Raw genomic sequence first — 11,851 nt, forward strand, 5'->3', positions numbered from 1 at the left:
ATTTATGGCGACCTTGCTAACCGCGCACCAAAAACTTCTCAATCACCGCTTCGTCGGGCTCAACTCCGAGGCCCGGCTCGCCTGGCAGCCACGCGTAACCGTCGGCGATGCGCACCGGATTCTTCGCCAGCGAGCGGCTGATCTCGCCCGGCTCGACGCAATACTCCATCACCAGCGCATTCTCAATCGCGCAGAGGAAATGCAGCGAAGCAGCGGTATTAATGTCGGTGGTGAAGTTGTGGTTGCACACTTTGCGTCCGCGGCTGTGCGCGTAGCTGGCGATCTCCATTGCCTGGGTGAAGCCGGTGCGCGTCAGGTCGATCTGCACGATGTCGATGCCGCCTTCATCAATCAGGCGCTGGAAACCCGTTACGGAGCACTCTTGCTCACCGGCAGCGATATGCTGCTGGCACGCGGCGGAAACCTGGCCGTAACCGGCGTAGTTATCCGGATGCAGCGGCTCTTCAATCCAGAACAGATTGAGATGTTCATAGCGCTGGCTGCGGCGGATGGTGGTTTTGGCATCCCACACGTGGCCGACATCCAGCATCAGATCTACGTTATCCCCCATCGCTTTACGCAGTGCTTCGAGATAGCGCAGATCCAGCGCTTCGTCGTTGCCAAACGGTTCCCAGCCAAACTTCACACCGCTATGGCCGGTATCAATCGCATGTTGCGCGCGCGCGACCGTCTCTTCGACGCTGAACTGGAACATGTTGGAGGAGTAAACGCGCATCTTGTCGCGCATCGCGCCGCCCAGCAGTTCAACAATCGGCTTGCCGAGCGCTTTGCCTTTGATATCCCATAACGCGATATCGATGCCGGCCATCGCCTGCAAAACCGCGCCGCTGCGACCGTAGTAGATGGTGGCTTTGTGCATCTTCTTCCATAAACGGCCGGTTTCCAGCGGGTTTTCGCCGATCAACAGCGATTTCAGGCCGGTGACCATGGTATGCGAATAGGGCGCTTCGATGATGGCTTTGGTAACATACGGGCTGCCATCCACTTCGCCCCAGCCGGTGATGCCGGCATCGGTGGTAATTTTGATCAGCAGCGCATCCTGAGAGCTGTCGGTGCGCTGCTCAATCACTGGCAGGCGCAGGTAAAACGCCTCAACGTTAATGATTTTCATGGTGTTTTCCCTGGTGTAAAGGCAATGCGAAATTAGCCGAGAGCGGAACGGTGCTGGCGGCGTTGGGTAATCAGGGTTTCGTAATCCACGTCCAGCGCCTGAATGCGGATGTGATTCTCAACCTCGTCGGTCATTTTGGCGATGTCGCCATCGGCAAAGACATTAATCAGCCGTTGGTGCTCCTCGATGATGTCGCTCATCGATTTGCCCATAGTGGAGAGGCCGAAAATCACCGTCAGCTGACGGGCAATCGACTCCCACAAATTACTCAGCACCGGGTTGTGCGCGAAGCTGCACAGCGTGCGGTGAAAATCGGTATCGGCGGAGGCAAAACCGTAAACGTCGTCGTTTTGCATCATCTCCTGCATCTGCGCCACGCCTTGATAGAGCTGATTAAGCTGCTCGGCGCTGTTGCGTCCGGCCTCAATCGCGCGGCGACAGGCCAGCGTCTCCAGCGGGATGCGCACATCGATAATCTGCTCCAGCCGCTGATGCGAAATCTCCATCAGGCGAATGCCTTTGTACGGCTCGCTGGTGACGATGCCCTGGCTCTCCAGAATGCGCAGCGCCTCACGAATCGGCACGCGGCTCATGCCGAGTTTGGCCACCAACTCCGGTTCTGCGATGCGGTCGCCGGGCAGGATCAGGCCGCGCGAGGCGGCGCTAAGAATGGCATCCACGGCGTGATCGACCAGCGTGCGCGGACGCGCAGTATTCCAGCTGTTATCGGTGGCCGCTTCCTGCGCCAGCGGAGCGCTGTTTTTACGACTAGCGGTAGAGGATTTTCCTGCCATGTTATTTGTCCTGTTTAAATCTGTCGGGTCACGAACTGACCGAAGCCGGGTTCAACCTGCATCTGGTCATCCTGGAATACCGTGACGCCACGAATCAATGTGCGCACCACTTTACCCTGACAGCGCATCCCTTCAAATGCGCTCCACTTGCCGAGTCCCTGAAAATTCGTGCCGCTCACTGTCCAACTCTGGCTAGCGTCGTAGAACACCAAATCGGCGTCGAAACCAGGCGCAATCGCCCCTTTTTTGCCCCACAGCTGGAAGGCTTTGGCCGGGCCGCTGGCGGTCATGCGCGCAAACTCGCTGAGCGCCACGCCACGTTCTATGTGGGCCGCACTGAAGAACATCGGGCTGAGGGTTTCCACGCCGGTTAATCCCATGCCTGCATCCCAGATGCTGGCTTCACCCGCCTGCTTTTGTGCGGGCGTGTACGGACAATGGTCAGAGGCGATCATGTCGATATCGCCGCGCAGTAGCACCTGCCACAGCGCATCCACCACCGGACGCGGGCGGATTGGCGGGCCGCAGCGCGCGTTGGGGCCGATGCGCACCAGATCGTCTTCGTCGAGCAGTAAATAGTGCGGACAGGTTTCGAAGCTGGCACGTACGCGGGTTTTGGCGGCGACGATGGTTTCCGCCGCGCGCGCCGAGCTGACGTGCACGATATGGCAGCGCGCGCCGGTCTCTTCGGCAATCGCTAACACGCGTCCCACCGCTTCGATCTCGGCGATTTCCGGGCCCGCCAGCGCGTGCGCGCGTGCATCTTTGCGTCCGGCACGACGCTGTTCGCTGCCAGCCCCGATCAGAATCTCGTGGTTTTCCGCGTGCACACCAATCAGCCCGTCGAACGTGGCCAGTTCGCGCATGGCGCGCAGCAGGCCGTCATCGTCGAGACGCGGCAAACCTTTATCGTCGGTGGCTTCACCGTTGGGTGCACCGCTGCACAGGAAGGCTTTGAAGGCCAGCGCACCGGCCTGATCCAGCGCCGCCAGTTCATGCACGTTGCGACCATCCAGTCCAGCCCACATGGCGTAATCCACCGAACAGTTGTCCGCCAGCCAGCTTTTTTTGGCGCTGAAGTTAGCCAGCGATGTCGCCGGTGGCAGCGAATGCGGCATTTCGATGATGGTGGTGACGCCGTGCGCCGCCGCACCGCGCGTGCCTTCGCGCAGTTCCTGCTCGGGGAAATCGTGCGAACCGGTGAAATGGGTATGCACATCAATCGCGCCAGGCACGATGATCAACCCTTGCGCATCAATCACTTCATCTACGCCGTGCGTGATGGCGCCAGGCGATAACACGCCGCTGATCTTGCCGTTTTCGATCAGCAGATCGGCCAGTTCCGCGCGGGTTTCTGTCACCACCAAACCATTAATAATCAGCTGTTTCATCACTCTGCTCCTGCCTGCGTCACCAGCGCCGCATACGGCACCGGCTGTGAAGAGTCGAGCCAGCCGATAGCAGTTAACAGCTGGCTGAAATGCGCAAATTCAGCGTGTGGAATCACGCAATCTGGCGCAAACACGCCGGCCTGTTGATAGGCGGCGAGGCCGTGCACCAGCGCATCGCGCGGATAATCGGGGTAAAAAGCCTTTACCTTTTGCGCCAGTTCGCTGGCGTTATGGTTCGCCATCCACGTCAGCGCCTGCGCAATGGCGCGGGAGAAGGCGGCGAAGGCAGCGGCTTTCTCCTGCAGCACATCGGCGCGGGCGATGTAGGCGCTCCACGGCACGTGACCGCACAAACTGGCGAGGCTGCTAATGCTGTTGAGTTGTCCGGCGGCGATGGCGGGTGCCAGCATATGCATGGCGTGCAGCGCATAATCCGCTGTGCCAAGGGCGACTGCGGCAAAATCCTGCGCCTGGTCGCCGCTGCCGGCGATCAGCTCGACATCATGCTGCAAACCGTGACGCGCCAGTAGCCAGCGGAACGTCAGCGTCGCGGTACCGACATTGCCGACATCCAGCACGCGTTTACCGCGCAGATCGCTGAGCTGAAAATCCGGCTGCGCCTGCGCCGCCGCAAGAAACCACGGATTGGCCGCCACCGAGGCGCAGAAACACTGCAGCTCCGCGCCATGCTGCTGAAAATGCTTCATCACCACCATCGGGCCGCCGAGCGTGAGGTCGGCGTCGCGGCTTAATACCGCTGGCACTTGCCCGCCTTGCACCGTATGTCCGCCCGATTCGCTGGTGGTGAAGATCACCTGCAGCTGCTGCGCGGCAAACAGGCCAAGGCTTTGCGCCAGATAGTGCGCGCAGTAATAGATGCGGGATTCGCTGGCATCGCCTTGATTGAAAATCAATGTCTGCATTGCCACGTACCTCTTTAAATAGAGTTTTAATGCATTATTCGGTCGCCATGAATGGCGACCCTACGAATCAACTACTGCGGCATTACGGTGATGAAACTGCCGTTAAGGCTTGTCATATCACTGACACCGCACCAATGGCTGATCGCTGTGATTTCATTAATCCAGCCGGACAGCAGATCGAACACCGCGCTTTCGCCACCGGCGACTAAGGCACTGATGATCGGTCGTACGCTGAGTGACAGCGACGCGCCGAGGCAGCGCGCCACCACCGCATCGCTGCCGCAGCGCACGCCGCCATCCAGCAGCAGCGGCAGACGCGTCACCGCCTGCAAATCGGGCAGCTGATCGACCGGCGTGGCCCAGCGCGCGCTCTGGCGCAGGCCAATGTTCGAGGCAATCAAACCGCTGACGCCGTGCTGCGCGGCCTGCGCGGCATCGTCATGATGCAGAACGCCTTTTAGCCACAGCGGGATGTGATGATTGGCGCAGTGCGCCGCTACCTCGTCAATGTCCTGCCAGCGCCACACCGGAAAAGCCGGCAGCGGCGCAACGCCCGGCTGCGTGCCGCCGATGGTGTGCCAGCCGCGCTGTTTCAACGCATCACCTATCGAGAAGCCGCCGGGCTGTAATCCGGCCACCGGATGCACCGGCGCCAGCACCGTTAGCACGATATTTTTGAATCCGGCCTGCGCGGCCTGATCGATTAACCCTTTGATGCGGCCAACATCGCCCGCCGCACTCAGTTGCAGCCAGCAGCGATCGTACTCGGCACCAATTTGCTCCAGCGGCGTGACGGTCTCTTCGGAGATCACCAGCGGCAGCTGCAGACGTTTGCAGGCGCGCGCAATCGGCAGCACACCTTCTTCATGGAAAATACGGTCACCGGCAAATGCGCCGACGCCAATCGGCGCGGACCAGTTCTGCTGATGCAGTGAAATCTGCGTGTCGATGCTTTCATTGCCCTGCAGCACGCGCGGTAACAGACGAAAGCGGCGCAGCGCCTGCTGATTGGCATCGGGTTCGTTACCCAGCGCATCGGCCGGTTGGCCCTGCATATAGCGGAACAACGCATCGCCGAGGCGTTCGCGTGCCGTGAGTTCAAAGCGCATTGGCATGTTGCGCCTCCACAGCATTTTCATGTTCAAGGAAGGTGGCAAACGCTGGCGTTTGCGGATTTTGCAGAATCGTCGGCGGGCCTTCTTCAATCAGCGCGCCGTTCTGCAGGAACACCACGCGATCGGCAACGCCCGCCGCAAATGCGATGTCGTGGGTGCTGATGATCATGGTGATGCCGGTTTGCGCCAAACTGCGCATGGTTTGGTTCACTTCGCGCACCAGTTCGGGATCGAGCGCGGAAGTCGGCTCATCAAACAGCAGGATTTGCGGTTCTGCCGCCAGCGCGCGCGCAATGCCGACGCGCTGCTTCTGTCCGCCAGAAAGTTCATGCGGCAGCGAGGCGGCGAAATCTCCGAGTCCTACCATTTTCAACGCGCGCATCGCTTTGCCGCGCGCGATTTCCGGCTGTGCGCCCTGCACGCGCAGCAGAATACTCATTACGTTTTCCAGCGCGGTGAGGTGATCAAACAGCGCGAAGTGCTGGAACACGATGCCAATGCCTGATTTGGCGCGGTTCAGCGGCAGATGACGCTGCGCCAGTGCGCGACCGTTTTCGTCGCTGCCCATAAAGTGGCCTTCGGTTTGAATGGTGCCGCTGCTGCGCGGCGTCAGCGCCAGAATCGATTTCAGCAGCGTACTTTTGCCCGAACCGGAGCGACCGAGCAATACCACCACTTCGCCGCGACGTACGGTTAACGACAGCGATTTCAGCACCGCTTTACCGGCGTACTCGACGCACAGCTGATCCACTTCCAGTACCGGCGCGGCGGTTTGCGTATCCCAGCGTCGTTTTGGTAGCTGCATCGGCATCACTTCCGCTTCCGGCGGCAGTTTCGCCAGGCGCGCGCGTGCCCGACGTGCACGTTCATCAAGGTTGTAGAACTTCTCCAGCCACCACTGACCGCCCGCCAGCAGCGTGGAAAGAATCAGGTAGATGCCGCCCGAGGCGACCAGCACCGGAATAAACAGGAAGTTTTGCGACACGATCGCCTGGCCGCGCATCGTCAACTCATTGACGCCCACCACCGAAGCCAGCGAGGTGGATTTCAGCAATCCAACGGTTTCATTGCCCATGGTCGGCAGAATGGCGCGCAGCGCCTGCGGAATCACCACGTGAATCATCTCTTTGCTGCGCGAGTAACCGAACGCCTGCGCTGCCATGCTTTGGTCGCGATCGGTCGCCATAATGCCGCCGCGAATAATTTCGGCGCAGAAGGCGGTTTCATTGATCATCAGGGCGAGAAGGGCGCTGGTGAACGGACTCAATCGCAGGCCAAATTCCGGCAGCACGTTGTACAGCAAAATCAGCTGCAGCAGCACTGGCGTGCCGCGCAGCGTATAGATGTAGATTTTCACCGGCACGCGAATAAGCCAGTGCTTTGAGCTGCTGGCTAACGCCAGGAAAAAACCAATCAGAATGCCGCCCGCCAGCGCGCCAACCAACAGCTGCACGGCGATAACAGCGCCTTCCCACAAGTAGGGGAAAGTCAGGTACTTAAGAAAATCATCCAAGGCGTTATCCTCCTCAACGCCTCGGTTAAGTCACCGAGGCGGCTGAGTTTATGCATTAACCACGCGCAACCACCGGACGTTCGGCAGCGCTGCCCTGGCCCCAGTAATCCAGCAGTTTTTTCTGCGCGCCGCTCTCCTGAATCACCTTCATCGCGTCCAGCACCGCCGCGCGCAGCGTGGCGTTGTCTTTGGCGATCGGGAAGCCAACCATGATCGGCAGATCCACGGTGAAGCCGCTTTGCAGCGATTTGTCCGCTTTGGCGATGGCAATGGCTGAACCGGCTTCGGTCAGATAAACGTCCGCGCGACCGCTTTTCACCGCCTGAATGCTGTTGTCGGTGTTCTGCACCATCAGCATGCTGACTTCTGGCTTACCGGCGGCGCTGCATTTGGCGCTTTGCTCCGGCACCAGTTTGTTGGCTTCGTAGGAACCCGCTGCGGCGGCGACGGTTTTACCGCACAGATCATCGACGCTGTTGATTTTCTTCGGGTTGCCTTGCGCCAGTACTGAGCCATCCTGCACCTGCATTGAGGCGACGAAGGCGATCTGCTTCATGCGTTCTTCGGTGACGTACAGCATCGGGCCGATATCGGCGCGTCCGCTGGAGATCGAGGTGAGCAGCACGTTGAATGAGCCGCTTTGGTAGCTGTGTTTCGCGCCGAGGCAGCTGCTGATGCGCTCGAACAGCGAAGGATCGAGACCTTCAATGATGCTGGGATCTTTTTCCGATGGCGCTTCAAAGCCTTTGGTGTAGCCGCCAAGGCCAACCACCAGATCTTTGCCTTTCAGCGACGGATATTTGCTTTGCAGTGTTTTGCACTGCGCCATCGCCGCGAAGTCGCTGGCGGTAGGCGTGATGGGATCGGTGCTGGCTGCGTGGGCGCTGGAGAGGCCCGCCAGTAAGCTGCCGCTGAGACCAGAGATTAACAAAGCAGTGCGTGCAAATTTCATAATAAGGTTCCCCTGATGCTGGTGAATGAGAAAGCGATGACCTTGTGATTTATGAACGTCTTTGGTGCTTTTTTTAGATGGTCGCCATGAATGGCGACCCTACAGAAATTTCGGAGGTTAATAACCGCGAGCCGGATCAACCTGATTACGCAGCGGTTGCCCGTGGCGGAAACGCGCCAGGTTATCGATAAACACCTCAAGGCATCCGGCGAGGTAGGCGCTGTGATCGTCGAGGCTGCAGTGCGGCGTCATTACCACGCCGGGCGTGTGCCACAGCGGGTCGTCTGCCGGTAACGGCTCTTGCGGATAGACATCCAGCACCGCGCCAGCCAGTTCGCCTGCGTTGAGTTTTTCGCGCATCGCGCTGTAATCAAACACATCGGCGCGGCCAACAATCACGATGCCCGCGCGTGCAGGCAGCAGATCGAGGCGGCGGCGATCAAACAGGTTGTGGGTTTGTGGCGTCAGCGGCAGCGTCGACACCACCACATCCACCTGCGGCAACACATCGTCTAGCGCGTCAATGCGGATGCAGCGCGCCACGTTGGCATCACACTGGCCGCTGCGCGTCACGCCAATCACGCGATAGCCTTGTGCCGTCAGCAGTTTTGCCGCTGCGGCGCCAATGCCGCCAACGCCCAGCAGCAGCACGGTTTTGCCGCGTGCGCAGCCGCCAAAGGTTGGACGCCAGACACGCTGCGCCTGATCCTGCAGAAAACCGGGAATGCCGAAGTTGAACATTAGCGCCGCCATCAAAATGAACTCGGCACCTTTATCGCCGTGCACGCCAGAGGCATTGGTGAGCGTCACGCCCTGCGGCCAGTGCGCCAGCCAATGCTCAACGCCCGCCGACATCACCTGCACCCAACCCAGGCGCGGCGTGCTGAACTGGTCGAGCGCCAGCTTGCGGCCGCTCCACAGAATGTCGCAGCGGGCGAGGAAGTCGGCGGTCTGCGCCGCATCGCTGTTTTCGCTCAGCGTGAAGTGGCTGCACAGTGGCGGATGCGCGTCGAGCTGCAGTTGCAGCTGCTCAGCAGAGAGATGGAGTGCGCGCGGCGCGCTAGCGTCGTTCTCGATATGAATATGCATCAGCGCATCGCCGTCACTTCCATCTCGACCAGCAGGTCAGGATGGTTGAGTTGAATGCCCACGGTGGCGCGCGCCGGGAAAGGGAACTGGAAGAATTCACTGTAAGCGGCGTTCATGGCGTTGAAGGTGCTGAGATCGGTCAGGTAAATGGTGACGCGAACCACGTTGTCGAAGGTCATGTTCGCTTCGCTCAGCAGATCGCCGACGTTTTTCAGCACCTGACGCGTCTGGCTGGCGATGTCGTTGCCAATAATCTCGCCGCTGTAGGGATCAATCGCCACTTGGCCGGAAATAAACAACATCGGTTCGTGCAGCACGGCGGCGGAGAGCGGCGCAGGGCCCATTGGGCGGTCGCTGGCGTTCATGCCGGGATAACTCAATGCAATCTTCATGGTGAAATCTCAAGCAAAACTGTTTCACCGCAATTTCGTATACGATTATACGAGTGTCAATGCGCAATTTTTAACCATCGGGTCAAAAAGGTGATGTACATCACGTAATAGGATTTGGTGATATATTATTTAATATGTTGATTTTTATCAAATAATTTTAATTTTTATGACGCTAGGATTCGCCTGAATAGAATCGTATACGATTTTCTTATTCTTAAGGTTTCATTGTGTTCAACAACAAAGACAGAGGTCGATTTACATCAAATCGTTAATCACATACGGAATGTTTGTTAACACGCCACATGCTAAGATTTCGCGATTAGGCAGTTTGTTTGATGGCAGCTACAAAAGCTCGAAGTTGGATAAGAGGAATGGCAGTGATGATTATTGAAAATGTGAAATTATCAAATTTTAGGTGCTTTGAAGAACTTGAAGTTTCATTCCATTCAAAGCTAACCGTATTAGTTGCTGCTAATGGCGCAGGAAAAACTACAGTGCTTGATTCAGTGAGAATTGCATTGTGGCCATATGTGAAAGGCTTTGATCTCGGTAGTCAGGGGGGAAAGTCAGCAACGATTCAAATTGACGATGTACGCCTAAACAAAGAAAAAGAAAACATGGAGCCTATGACTCCAGCAGAAATTGAATCATCTGGTTATTGGTTCATGGAAAAAAATGTGCGCACATGGAAAACGGCAAGAGTTTCCGTTAGAAAAAATACTAAAGCACAAAGTGATAAAGGGACGAAGAGTCTCATCAGCCTTAGTGATAAAATTCAAAAAGATGTAAGGAATAATAAAGGTAATGATAATCATATATTACCAATAGTGTTGTATCTTGGGACGGGACGTTTATGGTATCAAGGTCGATATACATCAGAGGTTTCAATCGAAACGTTAAATAATGATGTTTTCTCAAGGTTTTGGGGTTATAGAAACTGCTTAACAGCAACATCAAATTATAAGCAATTTGAAGAGTGGTTTGGCTGGGTTTTTAGAAGTTATCGTGAACTACAAATATCAAAGTTAGAGAGTAATGAAGTTGATGAAAGTAGTCTTAATAACTTTAGTTATGCAATTAAAGTTGTCCAAGATTCGATAAATGAATTGACATTTGAAGCTACTGGTTGGAAGGATTTGCAATACCGTGCAAGCCAAGGGCAGCAATTAGTGATGTATCATCATGAAAATGGATATATGCCACTTGAATTATTGAGTGATGGTCTACGTAATGTCGTTTCGATGATTGCCGACATCGCCTTTAGGTGTATTAAATTAAATCCTAGCTTAGGGGAGCAGGCGGCACTTAAAACACCGGGTGTGGTATTAATTGATGAAGTAGATATGTTCTTACATCCAAGTTGGCAGCAACGTGTTATCCAAGCACTACAACGGGCTTTCCCTGAAGTTCAATTTATTGTTACAACGCATAGCCCTCAGGTTTTAACTACAGTACCAAGCGAATGCGTGAGAATATTAGATGGCGGAAAAGTGTTTACTTCACCAGATGGAAATCAAGGTGCAGAATCATCCCGATTGCTGAAAAGTATCTTCAGTGTTGATCCTAGGCCTGCATCCGATCCAGTTTCTCAGCTTCTTATGAAATATCTTAAAAAAATCTATCATGATAAGTGGGATGATGCAGATGTTAATGAAATTCGAATGCAATTAGACAAACATTTTGGCGGTGAAGAGCCAGCTTTGACAGCAGCTGACCTTTATATAGAAAATAGAAAATGGGAGATTTCGCTTGAAAAGGATTTATAAATCACTCGCGCCTAATCCCTTAACAGCTTATGCACAACAGAACCCAACTGCAGATTGGGACAACGGATTTCGTTCGTCAAATGGTGGTAATGATTACAAGGCTGTTCGTGCGTTGATGGTTGATGAGCAAGGTGGACTTTGTGCTTATTGTGAAACAGAGATAAAAAATCTACCTGAACATCATAAACAAGTTGAACATTATCATGATAAATCACATAGGATCGCTGCTAATGGGCATAATTGGGCACTTGATTGGAACAATGTTTTTGCTGTGTGCCCTGGTGGAAGCCGTATTGATGAAGAGGAAAAGAGAAATTATCCTTTACCCGATAATTTGAGTTGCGATGCACATAAAAACCATCTTAAATTAAAATCGAGCGTATATGTTCCACCTGAAGGACGAGTATTGAATCCTTTAGATATGGTCGCCTCACCTTGTTTATTTTCTCTGAATCGTGCCAACGGTGAATTGATGCCTAACCTGGAAAATTGTGCAGGTGTTGAAATTAAATATAATATGCATGCCACTGTGGAAGAATTGGTTGAACATACTATTAAAGTGTTCAATTTGAATTGCGCTAGGCTAACAGCGCAGCGAGTTCAGTATATTTATGCACGTGAGCGTGCAGTGAAAGTTGCCAGAAATTTAAACAATCCTGCTGCATTGGATTCATTGGTCAGTCAATGGTTTTCAAACCGTTGGCCAGCATTTTTTACGACACGCAGGATTTTATTAGGGGAGCAAGCTGAGCGTTATTTAGCTTCGATGCAATACGTTGGCTGA

Annotated in this window: 11 protein-coding genes; 2 read left to right on the forward strand and 9 right to left on the reverse strand. The window is 55.2% G+C overall.

Annotation, left to right across the window (positions count from 1 at the left end; all coding sequences use genetic code 11):
* Positions 1-16: 16 nt before the first annotated feature.
* The 9 genes from ACXIZX_RS19675 to ACXIZX_RS19715 form a co-directional block, all read right to left on the reverse strand.
* Positions 17-1,132, reverse strand: a complete 1,116-nt coding sequence (locus ACXIZX_RS19675) for a mandelate racemase/muconate lactonizing enzyme family protein (RefSeq protein ID WP_154194638.1) — start codon at positions 1,130-1,132, stop codon at positions 17-19.
* 32 nt (positions 1,133-1,164) lie between these two features.
* Positions 1,165-1,926: a GntR family transcriptional regulator gene (locus ACXIZX_RS19680; RefSeq protein WP_479404776.1), complete on the reverse strand. Its 762-nt coding sequence runs from the start codon at positions 1,924-1,926 to the stop codon at positions 1,165-1,167.
* Positions 1,927-1,940: 14 nt separating this feature from the next.
* Positions 1,941-3,317 carry a dihydroorotase gene (locus ACXIZX_RS19685; protein WP_479404777.1) on the reverse strand — a complete coding sequence of 459 codons (1,377 nt, stop codon included), beginning with the start codon at positions 3,315-3,317 and terminating at the stop codon, positions 1,941-1,943.
* Positions 3,317-4,240: an ABC transporter substrate-binding protein gene (locus ACXIZX_RS19690; protein WP_479404778.1), complete on the reverse strand. Its 924-nt coding sequence runs from the start codon at positions 4,238-4,240 to the stop codon at positions 3,317-3,319. The genes ACXIZX_RS19685 and ACXIZX_RS19690 overlap by 1 nt, the downstream gene beginning before the upstream one ends.
* A 71-nt stretch (positions 4,241-4,311) precedes the next feature.
* A complete protein-coding gene (locus tag ACXIZX_RS19695) occupies positions 4,312-5,355 on the reverse strand; it encodes an alpha-hydroxy acid oxidase (protein ID WP_479404779.1) in 1,044 nt (347 codons plus the stop codon).
* Positions 5,339-6,868: an amino acid ABC transporter permease/ATP-binding protein gene (locus tag ACXIZX_RS19700; protein WP_479404780.1), complete on the reverse strand. Its 1,530-nt coding sequence runs from the start codon at positions 6,866-6,868 to the stop codon at positions 5,339-5,341. Before ACXIZX_RS19700 ends, ACXIZX_RS19695 begins: the two co-directional genes overlap by 17 nt.
* 55 nt (positions 6,869-6,923) lie before the next feature.
* Positions 6,924-7,820, reverse strand: a complete 897-nt coding sequence (locus ACXIZX_RS19705) for a transporter substrate-binding domain-containing protein (protein ID WP_479404781.1) — start codon at positions 7,818-7,820, stop codon at positions 6,924-6,926.
* 117 nt (positions 7,821-7,937) lie between these two features.
* Entirely contained in the window at positions 7,938-8,909 is a 972-nt protein-coding gene (locus tag ACXIZX_RS19710) for a D-2-hydroxyacid dehydrogenase (RefSeq protein ID WP_479404782.1), read from the reverse strand.
* Complete coding sequence (locus ACXIZX_RS19715; protein WP_479404783.1) at positions 8,909-9,301, reverse strand: RidA family protein; 393 nt, start codon at positions 9,299-9,301, stop codon at positions 8,909-8,911. The genes ACXIZX_RS19710 and ACXIZX_RS19715 overlap by 1 nt, the downstream gene beginning before the upstream one ends.
* 380 nt (positions 9,302-9,681) lie before the next feature.
* Here ACXIZX_RS19715 and ACXIZX_RS19720 point away from each other — a divergent pair, with 380 nt between their 5' ends.
* A complete protein-coding gene (locus tag ACXIZX_RS19720; RefSeq protein WP_179452922.1) occupies positions 9,682-11,067 on the forward strand; it encodes an AAA family ATPase in 1,386 nt (461 codons plus the stop codon).
* The gene (locus ACXIZX_RS19725; protein WP_179452877.1) at positions 11,051-11,851 is read left to right on the forward strand and encodes an HNH endonuclease family protein; all 801 of its coding nucleotides are present in this window, start codon (positions 11,051-11,053) and stop codon (positions 11,849-11,851) included. Before ACXIZX_RS19720 ends, ACXIZX_RS19725 begins: the two co-directional genes overlap by 17 nt.

It is taken from the genome of Candidatus Pantoea symbiotica (genome assembly GCF_056491525.1).

What these genes read in the sequence shown, in the direction of transcription:
- ACXIZX_RS19695 (WP_479404779.1), bottom strand. Translation starts at nt 5,355, where the DNA reads ATGCCAATGCGCTTTGAACTCACGGCACGCGAACGCCTCGGCGATGCG.
- ACXIZX_RS19680 (WP_479404776.1), bottom strand. Translation starts at nt 1,926, where the DNA reads ATGGCAGGAAAATCCTCTACCGCTAGTCGTAAAAACAGCGCTCCGCTG.
- ACXIZX_RS19705 (WP_479404781.1), bottom strand. Translation starts at nt 7,820, where the DNA reads ATGAAATTTGCACGCACTGCTTTGTTAATCTCTGGTCTCAGCGGCAGC.
- ACXIZX_RS19675 (WP_154194638.1), bottom strand. Translation starts at nt 1,132, where the DNA reads ATGAAAATCATTAACGTTGAGGCGTTTTACCTGCGCCTGCCAGTGATT.
- ACXIZX_RS19710 (WP_479404782.1), bottom strand. Translation starts at nt 8,909, where the DNA reads ATGCATATTCATATCGAGAACGACGCTAGCGCGCCGCGCGCACTCCAT.
- ACXIZX_RS19720 (WP_179452922.1), top strand. Translation starts at nt 9,682, where the DNA reads ATGATTATTGAAAATGTGAAATTATCAAATTTTAGGTGCTTTGAAGAA.
- ACXIZX_RS19690 (WP_479404778.1), bottom strand. Translation starts at nt 4,240, where the DNA reads ATGCAGACATTGATTTTCAATCAAGGCGATGCCAGCGAATCCCGCATC.
- ACXIZX_RS19715 (WP_479404783.1), bottom strand. Translation starts at nt 9,301, where the DNA reads ATGAAGATTGCATTGAGTTATCCCGGCATGAACGCCAGCGACCGCCCA.
- ACXIZX_RS19685 (WP_479404777.1), bottom strand. Translation starts at nt 3,317, where the DNA reads ATGAAACAGCTGATTATTAATGGTTTGGTGGTGACAGAAACCCGCGCG.